Raw genomic sequence first — 18714 nt, 5'->3', positions numbered from 1 at the left:
GTCGAAGAGGAGGCGGGCGTGGCGGGTCAGGGTCGCGGCGTCGTAGGCGGCGTGGTCGGCGAGGACGATCGCGAGGTCGGCGTCCCGTAGCGCGGTGGTCAGGTCGCCGCCCGCGTGCGGGACCTGGACTCCGTCCACGTCCCAGGACGCGACGAAGGGGTCGTGGAAGGCCAGGTCGGCGCCGAGCCGGGCCAGCCGCCGCGCGACGGGGCGGGCCGGGGATTCGCGTTGGTCGGCGATGTCGGCTTTGTAGGTGACGCCCAGGAGCAGGACTTTGGCGCCTTTGAGTGCGCGTCCTTCGCGGTTGAGGAGTTGCTGGGCGCGTTCGGCGACGTAGCGGGGCATGCGGTCGTTGATCTCCTGGGCGAGTTCGACGAAGCGGAACGGGTAGCCGAGGGAGCGGACTTTGTAGGACAGGTAGTTGGGGTCGATGGGGATGCAGTGGCCGCCGACGCCGGGGCCGGGGCGGAACGCCTGGAAGCCGAAGGGTTTGGTGGCGGCGCAGTCGATGGCGTCCCACAGGTCGATGCCCAGTTCGTTGCAGAACACCGCCATCTCGTTGACCAGGGCGATGTTGACGTGCCGGTAGGTGTTCTCCAGCAGTTTGGCCATCTCGGCCTCGCGGGTGCCCTTGGCCTCCACGACCCGGTCGACGAACTTGCCGTAGAACGCCGAGGCGGCCGACGCGCACGCCGGGGTCAGCCCGCCGACGATCTTGGGGGTGTTGCGCACCCCGTACACCGGATTGCCCGGATCGATCCGCTCCGGGGAGAAGGCGAGGTGGAACTCCTCGCCCGCGACCAGCCCGGACGTCTCCAGGATCGGCCGGACGACCTCCTCGGTCGTGCCCGGGTAGGTGGTCGACTCCAGCACCACCAGCGTCCCCGGCTGCAGGTGCCGGGCGACCGTCTCCGCCGCGCCGCGCACGGCGGTGAGGTCGGGGCCGCCCTCGGGCGACAGCGGCGTCGGCACGCAGATGACCACGGTGCGGGCGCCGTCCAGGACGTCCTCGCGCAGGCTCGGGGTGAACCCGGCCTCCAGCATCTGCCCGATCTCGGCGGGCGAGACGTCGTCGACGTGCGACAGTCCGGCCTTGAGCCCGGCGACCACGCGCGCGTCCCGGTCGAGTCCGCCGGCCTGGAGGCCGGCCCTGCAGGCTTCGCGGACGAGCGGCAGGCCCACGTAGCCGAGTCCGATCACAACGAGATCCATGCGCCCCGGCTCCCTTCGATCTAGGTGAGTCGGTAGGCCGCCCGGTAGCGCTCGGCGACGGCGCGCCAGGTGCGTTCCGCCGCGACCCATTCCCGGGCCGACCGCCCGATTTTCTGTCTCAGTTCGGGAGCGTAAGCCAGATCTTCCAGACAATTCGCCCATGATTCCGGGTCTTCGGGAAGTGTTAACGCGCCCGTCACGCCCGGTTCCACGATTTCCCGAAGAGGTTTGACATCACTGGCCATAACGGGGATTCCCCCCGCCATCGCCTCGATCGGCTTCAGGGGCGTCACCAACTGGCACACCCGGTCCGCCCGGCGCGGGACCGCGAACACATCGAGGACGGCGTGGAATCGGCGAACGGAACCCATCGGCACCCGCCCGGTGAACACGGCGTGAACGCCGTGGCCTGCGGCGCGCCGTTCGAGCGCGCCGCGCTCCGGGCCGTCCCCGACCAGCAGCAGGGTGACGGGCGCGCCGCGGTCGCGGAGCAGCGCGGCGGCGTCGATCAGCGTGTCGATGCCCTCGTAGCCGTAGAAGGACGACGTGAGCCCCACGACGGTGGCGCTCTCGGGGATTCCGAGCTCCGCGCGCAGGCCGCTCGCGTCGGGGAGGGGCCCAAGGAACGCCTCGTCCACGCCGTTCGGGACGGTGAAGATCTTCTCCTCGGGGATGCCGCGGGACGCGATCTCCGCCCGCATCGCCTCGCCGAGCGTGACGACCGCGTCCGCCTCGTCCATCCGGCGCGTCTCCAGTTCGCGGGTCAGCCGGTAGAAGTCGTCCGTCTCGCGGTGGGCGGGGTCGCGGGAGAGCCAGGAGTCCTCCAGGAAGCCGCGCACCTCGTAGACGACGGGGATGCCGTGGCGGCGTCCCAGCTCCAGTGCGACGGCCGCGTTGTGGTGGTTGCTGACCGCGTGCAGGACGGACGGCCGCAGCTCCTCGACCAGCCGTCCGGCCAGGTCGGCGCTCTTCGCGACCGCCTTGACGGGGTCGGTGGCAGGCAGCCAGGGGAGGAGCCGGTGGTACGGGACGCCGTCGACGTCCACCCGTGCGCGCGCGTCGCCGATGCCCTGGCTGAGCGGATAGCCGAGCCGCGTGACCACGTGGGTGTCGAGCCCCATCTGCCGCTGGGCGAGCGCGATCCGGTGCGTCCGGACGGTGTAGCCCGCGTTCGTGCGGGGCAGCGCGTTCGTCACGAACTGCAGGACGGTGCCGCCGGGCCTGGGCTCGTCGCGTCGTGCCGGGGGCTGGGTATGGGCGAGCAGGGCGCGCAGATCGTCGGTCTCGCGCCGGACGTCCCGGGGCTTCGGGACGGTCAGCGGCGAGCGCCGCAGCCGGGCGCCGAACGGGGTGCGCGCGACCAGCCGCGCCGCCAGCCGCGACGCCCGGCCCGGATCGTCGCGCAGCTGCCGGTACGCGAGTCCAGCCAGGTAGACGGATTTTTTCACCACGGGGCCGGACGCTAAGCGACCCCGATGAACAGAAGGGAAATTGTGTTGGCACCCATCGTGCACGTCCTCGGAGCGCGGCCGAACTTCGTCAAGGCCGCCCCGGTGATCGCCGCGCTGCGGGACGCCGGCGCCGAACAGGCGGTGGTCCACACCGGCCAGCACTACGACGCGCGGATGTCGGAGATCTTCTTCGACGAGCTGGGGCTTCCCGAGCCCGACGTCAACCTCGGCGTCGGCTCCGGCGGGCACGCCGAGCAGACCGCCGCGCTGCTGATCGGGCTGGAGGGGGAGTTCACGAGCCGTTCACCCGCACTGGTCATCGTGTACGGCGACGTGAACTCGACCATCGCCGCCGCCCTCGTCGCGGCCAAGCTGCACATCCCGGTCGCCCATGTGGAGGCCGGGCTGCGGAGCTTCGACATGACCATGCCGGAGGAGGTCAACCGGCGGGTCACCGACCAGTTGTCCGCGCTGTGCCTGGTCACGAGCCCGGAGGGGATCGGGCACCTGGCCGCCGAGGGCGTCCCGGTGTCGCGGACCCACCTGGTCGGCAACCCGATGATCGACACGCTGCTGGGGAACCTGGACTCCTTCGACACCGACGCCGTGCGCGCGGCCCACGGGCTGCCGGAGCGGTACGTCCTCGCGACCATGCACCGCCCGGCGAACGTGGACGCGCCCGAGACGGCGTCCGCCCTCGTCCGGCACCTGCACGGCGTGGCAGACCTCGCCGACCTGGTCATCCCCGTGCACCCGCGCGGCCGGGCGAACCTGCTCGCCGCCGGGCTGGCCGGCCACTCCGGCGTGCACATCCTGGACCCGCTCGGGTACATCGACTTCATCGCCGCCGTGCGGGGGGCGGCGGCGGTGGTCACGGACTCGGGCGGGCTCCAGGAGGAGACGACGATCCTCGGCGTGCCGTGCCTGACCGTCCGTCCGAACACCGAGCGGCCGATCACCATCACGCACGGCACGAACCGGCTCGTCACGTTCGAGGAACTGGTGCCCGCCGCGCGCAAGGCCCTGGAGTCGGGCGGACCGGCGTCCGACCGCAGACCGCCGCTGTGGGACGGCCACGCCGGCCCCCGCATCGCCGAAGTGATCATGGAGTTCCTGAGTGAGTGACGCCAAGGACGCACGGGGCGCGCGGGACGCCAAGGACGCGAGGGCGTACCAGCAGCTCGGACGCCTGAAGTCGACGCTGCGCGAGCGCGAGGCGCGCCTCGACGAGCTGGAGAAGCGGCTCGTCGCGCTGGAGCGGTCGACCGCCGTCCAGTTCGGCCGGCTGGTCGCGGGCACCGCGCGCAACCCGAAGCGCGGCAAGCGGCTGCCGCGCGAGCTGTACCGGCTGTGGCGCAAGCGGAACGCTCCCGCGCCGGCCTCGGGTTCGGCGCCGGGCGGCGTCCAGGCCGACCGGGTCGACCGCCCCGAGAACCGCCTGCTCGTCGCGGGCCCCTGCGAGGGCTTGATCATCGCGGGGGTTCTGGCCCCGTCCACGGCGACGCAGCTCGCGGAGCACGCGAAGGTCGTCCCGCTGTACCCGCACGACGGCGCGACCGCCCTCGGCTCGGCCGACGTGGACATGCTCGTCGTGGACGCGGCGGCCGGCGACCCCGGGGGCCCTTGGGCATACCTGGGCGTTCCCGGCATGCACGACCGCGATCTCGCGCTGCACGAGCTCCGCGAGATCGCCGCCGCCCGCTCGCTGCCGCTCGTCCTGTGGGGCCGGACGCCGCCCGCGACCCTCGCGTCCCTGCGCTGGGACGCCACCGCCACCGCTCCCGGCCAGCTCGTCGAGCTCCTCGAACCGGCCCGTTGAAAGGAAACACCGTGCGACCACGTGCCCTCGTCTACGGCGATGTCGACCTCAACATGATCGACGGGTCGGCGATCTGGGCCCAGGGCATGGTCCAGGCCCTGGCCCGCGCCGGTTGCGAGGTGACCCTGGTCCTGAAGGCGCCCGTCCGGACCGGACGGCTCGTCGACCCGCTCCGCGCCCTGCCCGGCGTCACCGTCCGCAGCCCGCACGCCGAGGGCCTGTTCGACGCGCCGATGGCGCCGAAGCAGGCCGCCGCGATCCTCGCCGGGATCGACGCCGAGGCCCCGCACGACCTGATCGTCGTCCGGGGCCGCCGCCTCGCGGGCAAGCTCTCCGCGGGCCCTCTCGCCGGACGGCTCTGGACGTACCTGACCGACGTCCCGCAGTCGGCGGCGGAGTTCGGCGCGTCCGCGAAGGCCGAGTTGCGCCGCATCGCGGAGGCGTCCCGCGTGCTGCTCTGCCAGACCGAGGAGCTGCGCGGCTTCCTGGAGAGCGCGGTTCCCGCCACGGCCGGTAAGAGCGTCCTGTTCCCGCCGGTGGTCGTGCTCCCCGAGGGCCTGGAGACCCGCCCCGCCGGCGCCCCCGACGGGCCGCTCCGCCTCGTCTACACGGGCAAGTTCGCGCCGCGCTGGAACACCTACGAGATGACGTCCCTGCCCCGCCTGCTCGCCATGCGCGGGGTGGACGCCGAACTCCACATGGTCGGCGACAAGATCCACGACGACCCCGCCGACCCCGGCTTCTCGGCCCGCATGCGGACGGCCCTGGAAACGGGCGAGGGCGTCATCTGGCACGGCGGCCACCCGCGCGCCGAGGCGATGCGCCTCACCGCCGCCGGCGACGTCGGCCTGTCCTGGCGCGACCCGTCGATGGACGCGAGCCTGGAACTGTCCACGAAGGTGCTGGAATGCGGCACGCTGGGCGTCCCGGTGGCCCTGAACCGCACCCCCATGCACGAGAGCCTGCTCGGCGCCGACTACCCGCTCTTCGCCGCCACCGAGGACGACGTCCTGGACGCCCTGACCCTCATCGGCAAGAACCCGGACGTCTACACCCTCGCCGCCGACCGCTGCCGCACGGCCGCCACGTCATTCACCCTTGACGCCGCCGCGGAACGCCTCGCGGCGTACCTTTCTCAGGCGTTCCCGGAGCCGTCCCAAGCCGTCCTTTCGGTCGAACAACGCCCGCTACGCGTCGGGGTGGCGGGCCACGACCTGAAGTTCTTCAGCCGCCTGCTCGACTACCTGCGCTCCCGCTCCGACATGGAGATCCGCGTAGACCACTGGCCGGCGCTGAAGGCCCACGACGAGAAGCGCAGCCAGGACCTCGTCGACTGGGCGGACGTCATCATCTGCGAATGGTGCGGCCCGAACGCCCTGTGGTTCGCCGCCCGCAAACGCCCAGACCAACGCCTGGTGGTCCGCCTGCACCGCTTCGAGCTCTACGCCCCGTGGCCGAAGCAACTCGACATCGACGCGGTAGACCAGGTCATCTGCGTGAGCCCCCACTACACCGACCTGACCCGCGAACTGACGGGCTGGCCGACCTCCAAAGTCGTCACGATCCCGAACTGGGTGGACGACGCCCAACTGGACCGCACCAAACTCCCCGGCGCCGAGTACCACCTGGGCATGATCGGCATAGCCCCGTCCCGCAAACGCCTGGACCTGGCCCTGGACGTCCTGGAAGAACTACGCCGCGACGACCCTCGCTTCACCCTCTTCATCAAATCCAAGCTCCCCTGGGAGTACTGGTGGATCTGGCAAAAGGAAGAGGAACGGGCCCACTACGAGAAGGCATTCCGCCGCATCCGCCGCACTAGGTCGCTGTCCGGCGGCGTGGTCTTCGACAACTACGGCCGCGACGTGGCGTCCTGGCTGCGCCGCATAGGCTTCGTCCTCTCCACGAGCGATGACGAGAGCTTCCACCTGGCCCCGGCTGAGGGCATGGCCTCCGGCGCCGTCCCGGCCCTACTCCCATGGCCCGGCGCCGAAACCATCTACGACTCCCGCTGGATCCACGAAGACCCCTCCGCGATGGCTGCCGCAATATCAACCACAGTCACCCTGAACCGCTGGCACCAAGACAGCGCCCTGGCCAGAACCCAATTGAAGGCCGCCTACGCCCTCCCCGAAGTCTGCCGCCAATGGACCGACCTCCTAGCCCGCTGAACTCGTGACGGGCAACGTCGCGACATAGGTGGCGAGGGCTCGTCCAGCAGCGAGCAAGGGCTCGGCCGAACGCTGCCCACGCGCCAGGATGAAGGCGCCTTCCAACGCGCTGAGCACCGCATAGGTCAAGGCGCGCGCGTCCGGTTCGGACAGGCCGCGGCCGGCCATATACCGGGTGCCCGCCTCCACCCAGGAGGTGATCACCTCCGCCGCGACCTCCCGCAGTTCGGGCTCGCTGTCGGCGATCTCGCCGGTGACCGTCCCGACGGGGCACATGTTGGCCCAGCCGGTGTTCGCGATGTCGTCGGCGGCGGTGGCGAACGCGGCCTCGATCCCCGTCGCCAGGTCGGCGTGCTCGTCCAGCAGCATCGGCAGAATCTGGATGTAGACGGCGCCGGTCTGCCGGAGAGCGGCGGCCGCGACCTCCCGCTTCCCGCCCTTGAAGTGGTGGTAGATCGAGCCGGTGGGCGCCTGCGCCGCCCGCGCCAACTGCTGGATCCCGGTAGCGGCGTAGCCCTGCACGCGCAGCAGCTCCGCCATCGCGTTCACGATGCGCTGGTCAGTTCTCACATCCCCATGATAGAACGGGCATTCTAGAGCGATCGTTCTAACGGAGGCGACGATGAAGAGCGTCGAACTGCCGGCGGGCGTGATCGAGTACGACGAGACGGGCACCGGCCCGCCGGTCGTCCTGCTCCACGGCCTGCTGATGGACCACACCGTCTGGGACCGCGTCCTCCCACTCCTCCCACCCGGCATGCGCTACATCCGTCCCCTCCTGCCGCTCGGATCGCACCGCCGCCCGATGAACCCGGACGCCGACCTGACCCTGCCCGGCCAGACGCGCATCGTCGCCGACTTCCTGGACGCCCAGGACCTGCACAACGTGACCCTCGTCCACACCGACTGGGGCGGCGGCCTGTTCCTCACCGCCCGCGGCCTCGACCAGCGCGTGTCACGCCTGGTGATCCTGCCCTGCGAGGCGTTCGACAACTTCCCGCCCGGCCTCCCCGGCAAGATGGTGGCCCTCGCCGCCCGCGTCCCCGGGGCCTTCCAGCTCGCCGCACGCCAGCTCCGCATCGGCTGGCTGCGCCGCCAGCCGATGCTGTTCGGCCAGATGGCACGCGAACCGATCCCCGACGCCGTCGTCCATGGCTGGACCGAACCGCTGCTCCGCGACCCGAACGTCCGCCGCGACCTGGTCGCCTACTGCCGGGGCGGCTTCCACAAGCCGTCCCTCATCCGGGACACCGAGGCCCTGAGCCGCTTCCAGGGAGACACCCTGGTCCTGTGGTCGCCGGACAACCGCGTCATGCCCCCGTCCCACGGCCGCCGCCTGGCCGACCTCATCCCCAACGCCCGCTACGCCGAGATCCCCGGCGCCTACGTCCTCTCAACCCTGGACGCACCCGAAGCCGTAGCCCGAGAAATGGCCCACTTCCTGACCACCTGACCGCCCCGCCGCCCTTGCCCCCTTGCCCACAGCGCCCCAGGGCTGGCCGTTCAGCGCGTCCGCGCCGTTGATTCCGTCCGAGCGGATCCGGGAGCCTCCGACCAGCGGATCCGCCGGGTCGGAACCAGGGCCAGTGCTACCAGCACCACGATGAAGAAGGGCGCCGCGACGGCGACGCCGTCCAGTTGCAGCCGACTCGTCCCGATGCCCGGCAGCAGGATGCCGCTCAGCACCACCGCCCGCACGATCAGCGCCTCGTCGAACCGGGTCGCGCCCAGGAGCGCGAGCGCGGGGACGAACGCCGCGTTGTACCAGGGGTACTGCACCGGCGAGATGATCACGCACGCGATGGCGCAGGCCGCGACGGGCCGCAGGTCCAGCGTTCCGCGCACCAGCGCCGGAGACTCGTCCCGCAGACGCCACCAGACCAGGACCGCCATGCCCCCGGTCGCGGCGGCCATGGTCGCCGCGTACAGCAGCGGCCTCGCGAGCAGCGCCGCCGGGACCGGCAGGAAGAGGTCGCCGTCGTGCGCCATCCGCTCGGTGAGCGACGAGAGGGCCGTCCGCCCAATGGCGAGATACCCGAGGCCGGCCGCCGCCACGGCCCCGGCCGCGCCCCAGGCCACCGTCGCCGGACGCCGGAGGCAGACGAGCCCGAGCCCGATCACGGGAATCGCGAACGTGACCTTCGCCGAGACCGCTGCGCCCGCCAGCACTCCGGCGCCCAACCCGAGCCAGACCCCCGGCCAGGAGCGCCGCGAACCGAACCACATCACGCACACCGAGCCGATGAGAAGCGTGACGGCGAGGACGTCGACATGCCCGCTGCCGACCATCCAGAACAGCATCAGCGGATTGGCCGTCCACAGAACGGCCGTGCGAACCCTCGCGCCCCGCTCCGCACCGGCGATCCGATCGAGCATCACCCCGGTGCCCACGAACATCAGCATGTGGAAGACCTTGAGCCAGAACACGATCCAGGCCATCGAAGCGCCGCCCAGCCACGCCGCCGCAGCCTGAACGCCCGTGGCCACGGGCCCATAGACCGTGGGCTGATCACCCCACGACCCCGGCCCCAGCACCCCCACCGGGTCGCCCGCCGCCCGCAGTTGGTCCGGCGTCATCAAGTACGGGTCGAACCCGAGATCGGTGATCCGCCCGTAGAGCGCGTAGTTGAGGATGTCGACGGACCCGGCCGGCGGCAGCACCGCGAGCACCCCGGCGGCGACGCCCCCACCGATCATCAGGGCCCGAGGCGACGGCCCCGCCCACCCCCGCCGCAGAGCCCACAACACCGCGACGAGCCCGACCCCGGAGAAGAACGCCGCCGCCCGCGTGATCGGGACGATGGTGTGCGGCGATAAGTGAGCGTCCAAGGCGACGAACGGCCCAGTCTCCCCGAGGAAGGGCACGAACTTCGAACGCCCGGCGAGCATCCCGCCCGCGAACATCGCGAACCCGACCGCCATCACACGCCCAACCGCGGCACGGCCCCCGAAAAACCCTGCGCCCGATGAGTGTTTTGATAAGCCGCCCGAGCAGAACCACTCACCCGATGCCAACCTGAAACCAAATCGTCACACATGGGGTGTTGGTGAATGCCTTCGCAAGGCCAGCCGACCGTGCCGCAAGCGGATGACGGCCGTCGACGCGAGCGCGCCTGACAGCAGCTGTGCGGTTTCTCAGCTACCGGCGAGCGGGCTGGTGCAGTCGGCGCTCACCAGCAGGATCTGAATATCAGGCAGGTCGCCAGACAGCTGCACGGTTTCCGTAGGATGGCTGGAGAAGAAAGTGACATGACCGGTGAACACATCCGGATCAGTGAGGACCGGGGCTGTGGAAATGCGTGCCACCAGCAGCGGCCTTGGCATCGAGAGACCCGCCGCGTGAAGCGCCGCCCAGGCGAAGGCAGAGCCTCGTCGCATCAACAGCCGCGCTCTCTCGTGCCCCTGTGCCTCGATGTCCAGATCAGGGACCCCTCGCCCGTTGACGGCGAGTTCGTAATCGACTGTGTGCGTGAAGCCCGCACGCGCTCCGTAGTACGAATCGCGGAACGCCACGAGCAAACGGGCGCCCTCGTCCGTGACCCACCCCTCATCGAGCACAGCCCGATGGAACTCGCATACATCTGCCCAGTTCAAGCTCGGCAGAAAGTTCGGCCCCAGGATCCGATCAGCGTCAGGACTGGTTCTGACCACCCGCTCACCCCTCACACTTGGCGACCTCAGCCCGAGCCGACGTCATCACACTCATCTACCAGAAGACGATCAGCCGCGCGACCTCCCGCAGTAAGAGTAGGAACGGAACACGGAGTGGCATCCCCATGGCTTCATTGAATCGACTGGTCCAGTTCATCGGCGAGCCCGTGCAGGCGCCTCCTGCGGTCGACTGGGAGAGGCTGAGAGAGCAGACTCTACTGCGCTTTCCGAGCGACTACATGGAGCTGTGTAGAAGGTATCCGCCACTCAGTGTCGACAACTTCTTGGGAACATTTCATCCTGTCGAGGACGAAGAAGGAGAGAACCTGCTGTCCTGGGCAGAGGATATCCTTGGGGCGGCGGAAGATCTCATCGAGGAGTTCCCGACCCTCGGTCTCGTGCCATTTCCGCTCTACCCGGTGGAGGGTGGGCTTTTCCCCTGGGGTGTCACCGACAACAGCGACCACCTCTTCTGGCGAACACAGGGACCACCTGATGGGTGGACGGTTGTGGTAGCGGGCCACTCCTACGCCAAGGACGATTGGTGGGAGTTCAACGGATCCATGACCGACTTCCTCACCGGAATCATGACTCACGAGGTCCGCTGCCCCGTGCTCGCCTCAGAATTCCCATCCGCGGACGCCAGGATCGAGCAGGTCCCTTTCCCATAGGCTCACGAACGCAGGCGGCATCGGACTCCTCACCGGATGAGGCCGTGATTGGGTTGGCGTACCTTTCTTTGGAAAAGGGCGAGTGGCGTAGGTGTCGAAGAGGGGGCACACCGTCCCGTTGAGGTGGAGCAGACGCACGATATACGCAAGCTTGCTCGCCATCACTGACGGCCCCCGAAGTGAGCGCCGCACGCGTACGCGATCGTGTCGGCGGCAGCGGCATTCGGCCGGTGACTTTGCCGTGGCCCTGTCGCTGTCAGGCCGAGGCTTTTTCGGCTCAAAGATCGTGGGCTCTCCGGTGAGACGCCCACCTGTGTGCCGCGGTTGCGTGTTCGAGCGCCCAAGCCTCGCTGTTGGTGGCGAGGTTGGCTTGCCATTTCGTGGCGAAGACGCGGGCGAACAGGTCGATGGTAGCCCTGGAGGTGGCCCTCCAGGCGGGGAACTGTGCGACCCAGACCTCCGCTTCGGTCGGTGTGTGCCCCGCTTTCAGTAGCCAGGGGATGAGCAGCGCCATTTCGAGGAATGCGGTGCCGCGTCCAGCGAACGTCCAGTCCACGACGTAGGCGGTGTTGTCGTCGCCGATTAGGAGGTTGGCGGGGTTGAGGTCGGCGTGCAGCAGTGTGTTGCCGGCCAGCGAGGTCATGTCGCCCATCGATTCCCAGCGGCGCTCGACCCGTTTGCGTTCCAGCACGTCGGGGAGCGGATGTGCCTGCAGCCTGCCGATGATCTTGATGAGGACGTTCAGGTCGGGTGAGCCGGGGGTGTAGTCGGCGTGCCGGGCTTGGACGTGTTCGAAGGCTAGGACGAGCCACCCGCCCGCCTCCACGGTCCAGTGGAGGCGGGGGGCGTACTCGGTGACGTGGGGGTTGATCGCGGCTTCCCAGCGCAGCGATCGGACTTCCGGGCCGTCGGTGTCCGGCGCGGTCTTGCGTGCGGCCTTGACGAACAGCCGACCGTCCGCGGTGTGGATGGTCGCGGCGATGTCGGCGTGGTTGCCGGCGGGCGCGGGCTCGACCCGTCCGATTGGGCCGGTGCGCGCCGTGACCGCGCTGATCACCTCGGGCGGCAGGTCGGACCAGTGGCTGCGCATGGATCAATCCCCGTGGTGGGTGTCAGGCGTTCATCGGTGGCTGCGCGCAGTTCTCCGGGCAGCAGGACTCTCCGTCCATCCACCATTCCAGATCGACGCGGTACCCGGTGGCGCGCATCGCCGCCAGGCCGCGCTCGGACGCCCGCCCGGAACGGATGTCCTCGTCCATGATCGGCAGGTGGTGCATGAACCGGCCCGCGACCATGTCGCACACGGCCGCGAAGGTGCGAGTACGCATCATGGAGCGGTGCCAGATCTTGTCGACGGCGGGCGAGGGCGCGAACTTCACCCAGGCGCGGGCGTCGCCGCCGACTTCGGTCATGGTGTCTCCCCACGCCTTCATGAAGACCAGGAACTGCTCGACGCCGCGCTCGGCGTAGGGGCGGGTGACCTTGTCGAAGACCACCACGTCGTTCACCATCTGGTCGAACAGTTCGGGTGTGACGAGACCGCGTGGATCTTTGGCCGCGACGGCCAGGCCGAGAGCGAGAGTCATGTGCACCTCCGACGCGCGTTGTGGATCGGTTCTCGGCCCAGGCGCGCGCCTGCTGACCTGGGCCGAGGGCTTGGTTGGGAGGGGGAAGGGGCGGGATGCGCCCCGTCTCTTGCCGCCGAAGCCGGACGGCTGTACCTCTGGCTCCGCCGCGGAATCGGGTAGGGGGTGGATTCCGGTGATCTTGCCTGCGGTCTCTCAAGCGCGGATCACCGTCTCCTGACGGGCCACGTTGGTGATCTCTAGAGCTGTGGCCACTGCAGCGGTCGTGATGCCCTCATCGGCGTAGCTTCTGCAGTATTCGTCGGGTCCGGTACGCCAGGCCCGGCCCCAGCGCGTAGCCCGCAATGGCCCCGAAGAGAAGGCACACCGTTCCGAAGAGGACGAGCAGGAGCGTGATGTCGGCCAACTTGCTGCCCATCACGGACGGATGCTGTGGTGCGCCCCGACCGCGTGCGCGATCGTGTCGGCGGCAGCGGTCGGGGTGTTGGCGGCGCTGATCGTCCTGCCGGTGGCGGCCCAGGTGAACACCCATGCGCCAGCGATGAAGTCGGCGCCGATCTCGGTGAACTTGCCGGGCGACTCGGTGTTGATCACGTAGAGGACGGGCGTGCCGTCGCGCGCGACGATGCCGCACGATATTCCGCCGTGCTTGCGGACGGCCTCATCGAGGGCGGTCAGGAACGGGCGTCGTCCGCTCGTGGCCGTCAGGTGGTCGGTGGCCATCTTCGTGCTGCCTCCCGTCGAGGGCGTGCCTGGACTGCGATGGGGATGGGGCGGGCTTGGAGCCTGCTATGGGTGCATGCGGCACCAGACCCACTTGCCGCCGGCCGGGTCGGCGGTGACGCCGCATTTGGCGGACATGGCCTGGACGATGTGGAGGCCCCAGCCGCCGTTGTCGTCGAACGCCTCCGCGGACAGGTCGAGGTCGTCGAGGGTGAGTTCCTTGAGCGGCTTGGCCTTGGGCAGTTCGTGGTCGGCGTCCCAGACGGCGATGATGATCCCGTAGGCGTCCCGGCTGAGCTGGAGATGGATCTCCTTGTCCGGCGTCTGGCGGGCCGCGTTCGTGACGAGCTCCGACACGATGAGAAGTGCGCTGTCGAGAATGTGCGAGTAGTCCCATTTGCGGATTTGTGCGTCCGTGAAGGTGCGCGCTAGCCCGACTGCGGAAGGTGTGCCCGTAAGGGGCATGATCGGCTCTGCGGCCGCCGTCATCGCCATCGTCCTGTCCTTGCCTGGGATTCCGATTTCCTGTGACAAGGTTCACCGCAACGTTCTATGTTTTGCCTGTAGCCAGCCGATCTGTATACAGGGAGAGCGTCATGCCGATCGTTCGCGATCCACTCAATCCGAAGCTCTCCATGTGGCACTTTCTGGCCTTCTACCTGCGCTTTTGGCGTGAGAAGGCCGGGCTCTCGCTCACCCAATGTGGAGAGATCATGGGCGTGACGCGAGGTGCTGTATCCCACTTCGAGGCAGGGAGGCGCCGCCCGCACGACGACCACATGCGGGCGCTCGACAAGCACTATGGAACTGGTTGGCTTTTTCAGCTATTGCTCTGGTTTGCCCGAATGGCCCACGATCCCAACTGGGGAAGGCAGTTGGTCAAGTACGAGCAGGAGGCGAAGCTGATCAAGGCCTACCACGGTCAGGTGATTCCGCTTGCTCTCCAGACAGAGGACTACATGTGGGCATACGTCCAGGTGGGGAACCGGAAGGACTTCGAGGCGGAGATGGCCGAGCGTGTTGCTCGGAGGAAGTCCTTCTTTGACAGGGGGATGGACGTCGAGATGTGGGCCACGCTGGATGAGAGCGTCCTGGCACGTGAGGTTGGTAGTCCGAAGATCATGAAGGCGCAGTTGGAACACCTGCTTGCCATGGCCGACCTGCCCCAGGTGAGTCTCCGCATCGTCCCGTTCAGGTCGGGGGCGCACGTGGGAGTTGACGGATCGCTGCAGGTCCTCAGCCTGGAGAGCCGAGACATCGCCTATTCGGGTGCCCAGAACGGCGGGCGCCTGATCGAATCGCCTGGCGAGGTTCGGGAGCTGTCGGTTATGTTCGATCGTATCGGCGTGAAGGCCGCTTCTGAGGCCGCCTCGCGCGAGATCATCAACAGGTACCTGGAGCTGTTCTCATGATGGTGCAGTGGCGTAAGAGTTCTTACAGCGGCGGGGCGAATGATCAGCACTGCGTTGAGCTGGGACAACTTTCGCCGGGGGTTGGCGTGCGTGACAGCAAGGACCCGGGTGGAGGACACCTCATCTTGTCCGTCGTCCAGTTCGCCGGCCTGATCGAGCAGGTCAAGCGGCATTCTGCCCGCTGACCGTCCAGTCTTGGCTCCGGCCCGTCTCTTTCGTCCTCGCGCATGCGCGCGAAGCGCGGAATGCCTCCGATCCCGGACGGGCCCCTTGACCGACTACGCAGCGTCCCCTCGTCTCGGTACGTGTCGGACCTCCACACGGGAGGTTCGGACGCCTGTGCTCCGCCTGCCCATCACCCGGTCGTCATCCGGTGCGTCGGGTTGACGCTCCGCACGGCGGGCTGTCGCGCGCCGTCACCTGACTCCTGCGGGCCAGTTGCCCGAACTGGCGGGCACCTGGTCGTGCCCCTGTTCACTCATCCTCACGGGCCACCACGATTACGGCCCGCCTCTCCCTGCACCCGAATGCCCTTCCACGGGCGTGCCCGTTAGTAACGTCTAACTTGAGATAGCAGTTGGCGCTCGTGGTTTCGGATGCGAGGATTTCTACGGTGACCTCAATGGGAGCGGAGCAGATCATGACGAGGCCATGGGAGGCCGATCACGGCGCGGGGTTCCGGAGAAGGCTGGGCAAGCGGGCGGCTGAGGTAGGGGGCAGCCGCACCACGGGCGATTGTCCCGAAATCTGGGAACTGGACAACGGGGACATCGCCGTTATCGGCCGTGATGCCACCGGCGCTTACGCTGATCGCCTCCCGCCCGGTGTCACCATCGGGCCGGACGAGCGCCTTGTCGTCATCTCTGGGCGCATGCTTTCCGCAGCCAAGCCGGACATTCGCGATGCTTGACGGCGTCCGCGACGTTCCGGGGGAAAGGCTCGGGCATACGGATTACCACGCGGATCTCGCCCGCGAGTTGGGAACTCTGCGTGGGGTGCTCTGGAAACTCGAACGCTCCCAGGTGTTCCGCGAGCCGCGCGACGCCAGTTGGCAGGCGTTCATGGCGGGGGACTGGCACGGCGCTCTCGACCTCCTGGAGAAGGACCGCGAAGCCATCCGCGCCGAGGCTCGCGAGAACGCCGCCCAAGGGCTGGAGATTCGCCGCGTCCGCGTGGCCGAACTACCGGTCGGCCCCTACCTCCAGTGGGAATTGCACGCACTGAAACTTCTCGCGGACGAGGGCTTTGGGTTGACCGTCCTCACATCCGACCAGGTCGCCGTGCTGGAAACCCGCGCCCAACTGCCCGAAGTGGTGGTCGTCGGAGACCGGGTCCTCTACGAGGTCCAGTACGAGCCCGACTGGACGCCCTGCGGAGCCCGCCGCATCAGCGGCCCCGACGTGATTGCCGCGGCAGCGTCCGAGATCAACGCCCTCTACGAACGCGGCGAACCCTTTCTGGACTTCTTCGCACGAGAGGTCGTCCCGCTGCCGGCCCCGGCCGTCTGAGTTGACGTCCAGGAATGCCATCACCCCGCCCCGGCCGTCGCACGGCGAGGACGCTCACCATCATCTTCGGCGTGCTGGTAGTCGTTGGCGCCATCGGCGCATCCCCGTGGTTCCTGCGTGCGTTCGACGGGTCGACCACCCGGTGGGAACGGCTGAGCTTCATCGGCCAAACCTATGGGGCGGCCTCCGCACTGCTGGCCGTCCTCGCCCTGATCGGCATCGTCGCGACCCTCGCCCTCCAGGCCCATGACACGAGGATCGCCCGCGAGGAGGCCCGCCGCTCCGCGATCGCCGAGCTGCTGAAAATGGCCATGGACGACCCGGACTTGGACGAAGCATGGGGTCCCGTCCCAGAAGGCGAAGACCGCAGGAGCCGCCGGCAACTCCTCTACATCAACATGATCATCTCCGAGTGGCAGATGTCATTCCAGACCGGCGCCCTCAACGACAGACGCCTGCGCGCCGTGTCCCGGGAGATGTTCAGCGGACGCCCCGGCCGCACCTACTGGCAGTCCGCCCGCGAACTTCGTCTTGCCACGCCCCAGAACAAACGGATGCACCGCTTCCACCAGATCCTGGACGAGGAATACCGGCGGGCACCCGAACCTCCGCCCGAACGTCCAAGCCCCCGCCGCCGGTGGCGCCGAGCCGTCCTCGCCGCGGTGGCGGCCGCCCTGCTGACCGTCCCCTTGGCCGTCCGCACACTCCGCCGCCGAGTCACCCGCCGATAGCAACCGCCCTTGCTGCTAGGCCGCACACCCGTCCATGAGGCTCTGACCAGGGACCCGCCCGAACACGGAACTGGCCCGCCGCGCCGGGATGCGTCAGCCCGCCGTGTCCCGCATCGAATCGGGTGGTGGAGGGGTTCCGGCCCTGGCCGTGCTCAGCCGTGGGCATGCCCTCGGCCTGCGATTCCGGGTTATCGCCGGTGAGGGTGACACTGGCGCGGCGGAGACCGGACTCCTCGCCACCGTATGAGGACCCGGCCTGGCCGCTCGATCACCAGTTACAGGTGTCCAGGGTGCACACTCGCCCGCTCAGCGAGGGAGACCGGGCCGGTTGCGATGCGGCTTGGCTCACGAGCAGCGGTAGGGCCGCTGCTGGCGGTTGATAGATCAGGTAGTGCGAGTGTCGGTGCCGCGCAGGATGTGCTGGTCGCCGGACACAGCGGAGATCTGGATCGGGCCGCCGAGGGCTTTGCGGCGTTCGGCGAGCCGGTGGCCGTCGATGTAGGACTGGTGGCGTCCGTTGCACAGAGTTGTCAGGTCTGTGGGGTCTGAGGTGAGGATGGTGCCCGGGCCGGGGGCGGTGAGTGCGGTCGCGCGGAATGGCTTGGTCAGGCGCCCGCTGTCGAGGACGAGGGTGCCGCCAGGCGTGGCGGGAGCCGGGTCACGTGACGTCCGACCTGCCCTGTTCTCTGCGCGCCTGGTGGAGTTGGTCGCGCAGCGCTTGGATTTCCTCGGCCTTGAGGGGGCCGTGCTCGGCCTCGGCGGCGGTGATGAGTTCGTTGAGGTTGTCGCGTTCGGTCTGGCGGGTGTCGGCGGCCGCTGCGGGCTTTGGCCATGTCGCGCGGTTCGTGATCGAGGACTGCCCGGGTAGCTCGCTCATGCCGTTCATCCTGCCTCAAAATCGCCACCGACGTGGTGGATGGTGGGACGGGGGACGGCGGCGAAAGGGGAGAGGGCGAACCAGGTCGGGAGGGTGCGGCGGAGGTGGGCGGCCACGGATGTGACCAAGGCTCATCCCTGGGGTGGTGGGTAACGGTGGATCTCCGCTCGGTGCCCGGCCGAGCCGGCGAATTTGGCGTCGTCGGTGAGCAGGGGGACCCCTAGCAGTTCGGCAAGGGCGACGTACATGCCGTCGTAGGCGGTGAGGTTGTTGCGCAACTCCAGCACCCGCCGCTGCAGGGGCAGCATGGGATGGCGGACGATTTTGAGTTGGGCGTAACGCTCCAGCATGATCTGTGCCCGTGCTTCGGAGATGTGCACCTCCGGCTTACTAGTGATCACGTGCCCGCGTACCACGGAGGCGATTTCCACGTCGATCAGTGCGGGGGCGTGCAACTTGCGGGCCAGTCGCTGTCGGAGGAGGTCGTCACCTTTGACGTTGGCCAGCAGACGGAACACGATCGAGGCGTCGACGACCAGGCTCACCGGCGCCCCTCGCGCATGGTCTGGCGGACGAAGTCGGGGTCATAGGGCGCTGGTTCATCGGCTGCGATCTTTGCCATCACTTCATCAAGCGTCGGTGTGGCGGCCTCCTCGTTCAGGAGATCTCGCACGTAGGCCGTCAGTGACTTGCCCTCTTGCTCGGCCCGCGCCTTCAACGTCCGCTCGGTCTCATCGGGGACGTCCCGGATCTGCATGACTCCCATGCATGCATTCTAGCATGCAGACTGCATGCAGTGATGAAGGTGAAGTGTCATGGAGACACGGTGGAGGACGGCGGCGGCGGTCGGCGCTCGAAGGGGCGGACGTGGTGGCCAGCGACCTCACGCCGGAGCTGCTCCG

At 68.7% G+C, this 18714-nt stretch carries 23 protein-coding genes; 10 read left to right on the top strand and 13 right to left on the bottom strand.

Annotation, left to right across the window (positions count from 1 at the left end):
- Positions 1-1212: nucleotide sugar dehydrogenase (locus ABZ806_RS25205; RefSeq protein ID WP_500219833.1), on the bottom strand; the 1212-nt coding region annotated here is incomplete at its 3' end.
- A gap of 20 nt (positions 1213-1232) precedes the next feature.
- Positions 1233-2663, bottom strand: coding sequence for a glycosyltransferase family 4 protein (locus ABZ806_RS25200; protein ID WP_500219832.1), 1431 nt, complete (start codon positions 2661-2663; stop codon positions 1233-1235).
- 24 nt (positions 2664-2687) lie between these two features.
- On the opposite strand from ABZ806_RS25200, the gene wecB reads away from it, so the two are divergent.
- The 3 genes from wecB to ABZ806_RS25185 are packed head-to-tail and all read left to right on the top strand — an operon-like array spanning position 2688 to position 6653.
- Positions 2688-3788, top strand: a complete 1101-nt coding sequence (gene wecB, locus ABZ806_RS25195) for a non-hydrolyzing UDP-N-acetylglucosamine 2-epimerase (protein WP_500219831.1) — start codon at positions 2688-2690, stop codon at positions 3786-3788.
- Positions 3781-4482, top strand: coding sequence for a hypothetical protein (locus tag ABZ806_RS25190; protein ID WP_500219830.1), 702 nt, complete (start codon positions 3781-3783; stop codon positions 4480-4482). The genes wecB and ABZ806_RS25190 overlap by 8 nt, the downstream gene beginning before the upstream one ends.
- Before the next feature lie 53 nt (positions 4483-4535).
- The gene (locus ABZ806_RS25185; protein WP_500219842.1) at positions 4536-6653 is read left to right on the top strand and encodes a glycosyltransferase; all 2118 of its coding nucleotides are present in this window, start codon (positions 4536-4538) and stop codon (positions 6651-6653) included.
- On the opposite strand, the gene ABZ806_RS25180 is transcribed toward ABZ806_RS25185, so the two are convergent.
- Positions 6642-7223 carry a TetR/AcrR family transcriptional regulator gene (locus ABZ806_RS25180; RefSeq protein WP_500219829.1) on the bottom strand — a complete coding sequence of 194 codons (582 nt, stop codon included), beginning with the start codon at positions 7221-7223 and terminating at the stop codon, positions 6642-6644. The genes ABZ806_RS25185 and ABZ806_RS25180 overlap by 12 nt on opposite strands.
- 52 nt (positions 7224-7275) lie before the next feature.
- Between ABZ806_RS25180 and ABZ806_RS25175 the strand changes: the two genes are divergently transcribed.
- On the top strand, positions 7276-8106 hold the full coding sequence (locus tag ABZ806_RS25175) for an alpha/beta fold hydrolase (protein WP_500219828.1): 831 nt from the start codon (positions 7276-7278) through the stop codon (positions 8104-8106).
- 50 nt (positions 8107-8156) lie between these two features.
- On the opposite strand, the gene ABZ806_RS25170 is transcribed toward ABZ806_RS25175, so the two are convergent.
- Positions 8157-9575, bottom strand: a complete 1419-nt coding sequence (locus tag ABZ806_RS25170) for an MptA/MptB family glycosyltransferase (protein WP_500219827.1) — start codon at positions 9573-9575, stop codon at positions 8157-8159.
- Positions 9576-9788: 213 nt separating this feature from the next.
- On the bottom strand, positions 9789-10211 hold the full coding sequence (locus tag ABZ806_RS25165) for a hypothetical protein (RefSeq protein ID WP_500219826.1): 423 nt from the start codon (positions 10209-10211) through the stop codon (positions 9789-9791).
- 227 nt (positions 10212-10438) lie between these two features.
- Here ABZ806_RS25165 and ABZ806_RS25160 point away from each other — a divergent pair, with 227 nt between their 5' ends.
- A complete protein-coding gene (locus tag ABZ806_RS25160) occupies positions 10439-10975 on the top strand; it encodes a hypothetical protein (protein WP_500219825.1) in 537 nt (178 codons plus the stop codon).
- Positions 10976-11252: 277 nt separating this feature from the next.
- Here the strand turns inward: ABZ806_RS25160 and ABZ806_RS25155 are convergent, their stop codons facing one another.
- The 5 genes from ABZ806_RS25155 to ABZ806_RS25135 form a co-directional block, all read right to left on the bottom strand.
- Positions 11253-12065 carry a phosphotransferase gene (locus ABZ806_RS25155; protein WP_500219824.1) on the bottom strand — a complete coding sequence of 271 codons (813 nt, stop codon included), beginning with the start codon at positions 12063-12065 and terminating at the stop codon, positions 11253-11255.
- A gap of 22 nt (positions 12066-12087) precedes the next feature.
- Positions 12088-12561, bottom strand: coding sequence for a UCP032817 domain-containing protein (locus tag ABZ806_RS25150; protein ID WP_500219823.1), 474 nt, complete (start codon positions 12559-12561; stop codon positions 12088-12090).
- 274 nt (positions 12562-12835) lie between these two features.
- The gene (locus tag ABZ806_RS25145; protein ID WP_500219822.1) at positions 12836-12982 is read right to left on the bottom strand and encodes a hypothetical protein; all 147 of its coding nucleotides are present in this window, start codon (positions 12980-12982) and stop codon (positions 12836-12838) included.
- The gene (locus ABZ806_RS25140) at positions 12979-13284 is read right to left on the bottom strand and encodes a hypothetical protein (protein ID WP_500219821.1); all 306 of its coding nucleotides are present in this window, start codon (positions 13282-13284) and stop codon (positions 12979-12981) included. The genes ABZ806_RS25145 and ABZ806_RS25140 overlap by 4 nt, the downstream gene beginning before the upstream one ends.
- Before the next feature lie 66 nt (positions 13285-13350).
- Positions 13351-13749, bottom strand: coding sequence for an ATP-binding protein (locus ABZ806_RS25135; RefSeq protein ID WP_500219841.1), 399 nt, complete (start codon positions 13747-13749; stop codon positions 13351-13353).
- A gap of 131 nt (positions 13750-13880) precedes the next feature.
- On the opposite strand from ABZ806_RS25135, the gene ABZ806_RS25130 reads away from it, so the two are divergent.
- The 5 genes from ABZ806_RS25130 to ABZ806_RS25110 all read left to right on the top strand — a co-directional run bounded on the left by ABZ806_RS25130 (position 13881) and on the right by ABZ806_RS25110 (position 16935).
- A complete protein-coding gene (locus ABZ806_RS25130) occupies positions 13881-14696 on the top strand; it encodes a helix-turn-helix domain-containing protein (protein ID WP_500219820.1) in 816 nt (271 codons plus the stop codon).
- Positions 14693-14881 (top strand): DUF397 domain-containing protein, encoded by a 189-nt coding sequence (locus ABZ806_RS25125; RefSeq protein WP_500219819.1) that lies wholly within the window; start codon positions 14693-14695, stop codon positions 14879-14881. Before ABZ806_RS25130 ends, ABZ806_RS25125 begins: the two co-directional genes overlap by 4 nt.
- Positions 14882-15336: 455 nt before the next feature.
- The gene (locus tag ABZ806_RS25120) at positions 15337-15606 is read left to right on the top strand and encodes a hypothetical protein (protein ID WP_500219840.1); all 270 of its coding nucleotides are present in this window, start codon (positions 15337-15339) and stop codon (positions 15604-15606) included.
- The gene (locus ABZ806_RS25115; protein WP_500219818.1) at positions 15599-16204 is read left to right on the top strand and encodes a DUF6879 family protein; all 606 of its coding nucleotides are present in this window, start codon (positions 15599-15601) and stop codon (positions 16202-16204) included. Before ABZ806_RS25120 ends, ABZ806_RS25115 begins: the two co-directional genes overlap by 8 nt.
- 71 nt (positions 16205-16275) lie before the next feature.
- A complete protein-coding gene (locus ABZ806_RS25110; protein ID WP_500219817.1) occupies positions 16276-16935 on the top strand; it encodes a DUF6082 family protein in 660 nt (219 codons plus the stop codon).
- A 658-nt stretch (positions 16936-17593) separates the two neighbouring features.
- Here the strand turns inward: ABZ806_RS25110 and ABZ806_RS25105 are convergent.
- The 3 genes from ABZ806_RS25105 to ABZ806_RS25095 all read right to left on the bottom strand — a co-directional run bounded on the left by ABZ806_RS25105 (position 17594) and on the right by ABZ806_RS25095 (position 18578).
- The gene (locus tag ABZ806_RS25105) at positions 17594-17812 is read right to left on the bottom strand and encodes a hypothetical protein (RefSeq protein WP_500219816.1); all 219 of its coding nucleotides are present in this window, start codon (positions 17810-17812) and stop codon (positions 17594-17596) included.
- A 131-nt stretch (positions 17813-17943) separates the two neighbouring features.
- On the bottom strand, positions 17944-18357 hold the full coding sequence (locus ABZ806_RS25100) for a type II toxin-antitoxin system VapC family toxin (protein ID WP_500219815.1): 414 nt from the start codon (positions 18355-18357) through the stop codon (positions 17944-17946).
- Complete coding sequence (locus ABZ806_RS25095) at positions 18354-18578, bottom strand: FitA-like ribbon-helix-helix domain-containing protein (RefSeq protein ID WP_500219814.1); 225 nt, start codon at positions 18576-18578, stop codon at positions 18354-18356. Before ABZ806_RS25095 ends, ABZ806_RS25100 begins: the two co-directional genes overlap by 4 nt.
- Between the last annotated feature and the right edge of the window lie 136 nt (positions 18579-18714).

It is taken from the genome of Spirillospora sp. NPDC047418 (assembly GCF_040643275.1).
GTDB lineage: Bacteria > Actinomycetota > Actinomycetes > Streptosporangiales > Streptosporangiaceae > Spirillospora.
Note: the sequence above shows the minus strand (reverse complement) of the source record. Positions and strands in the feature narration are given on the sequence as shown.

Coding starts and splice junctions, on each gene's coding strand:
- ABZ806_RS25130 (WP_500219820.1), top strand. CDS start 13,881: ATGCCGATCGTTCGCGATCCACTCAATCCGAAGCTCTCCATGTGGCAC.
- ABZ806_RS25120 (WP_500219840.1), top strand. CDS start 15,337: ATGACGAGGCCATGGGAGGCCGATCACGGCGCGGGGTTCCGGAGAAGG.
- ABZ806_RS25095 (WP_500219814.1), bottom strand. CDS start 18,578: ATGGGAGTCATGCAGATCCGGGACGTCCCCGATGAGACCGAGCGGACG.
- ABZ806_RS25185 (WP_500219842.1), top strand. CDS start 4,536: ATGATCGACGGGTCGGCGATCTGGGCCCAGGGCATGGTCCAGGCCCTG.
- ABZ806_RS25140 (WP_500219821.1), bottom strand. CDS start 13,284: ATGGCCACCGACCACCTGACGGCCACGAGCGGACGACGCCCGTTCCTG.
- ABZ806_RS25170 (WP_500219827.1), bottom strand. CDS start 9,575: ATGGCGGTCGGGTTCGCGATGTTCGCGGGCGGGATGCTCGCCGGGCGT.
- ABZ806_RS25135 (WP_500219841.1), bottom strand. CDS start 13,749: ATGCCCCTTACGGGCACACCTTCCGCAGTCGGGCTAGCGCGCACCTTC.
- ABZ806_RS25105 (WP_500219816.1), bottom strand. CDS start 17,812: ATGAGCGAGCTACCCGGGCAGTCCTCGATCACGAACCGCGCGACATGG.
- ABZ806_RS25175 (WP_500219828.1), top strand. CDS start 7,276: ATGAAGAGCGTCGAACTGCCGGCGGGCGTGATCGAGTACGACGAGACG.
- ABZ806_RS25125 (WP_500219819.1), top strand. CDS start 14,693: ATGATGGTGCAGTGGCGTAAGAGTTCTTACAGCGGCGGGGCGAATGAT.
- ABZ806_RS25150 (WP_500219823.1), bottom strand. CDS start 12,561: ATGACTCTCGCTCTCGGCCTGGCCGTCGCGGCCAAAGATCCACGCGGT.
- ABZ806_RS25115 (WP_500219818.1), top strand. CDS start 15,599: ATGCTTGACGGCGTCCGCGACGTTCCGGGGGAAAGGCTCGGGCATACG.
- wecB (WP_500219831.1), top strand. CDS start 2,688: ATGAACAGAAGGGAAATTGTGTTGGCACCCATCGTGCACGTCCTCGGA.
- ABZ806_RS25155 (WP_500219824.1), bottom strand. CDS start 12,065: ATGCGCAGCCACTGGTCCGACCTGCCGCCCGAGGTGATCAGCGCGGTC.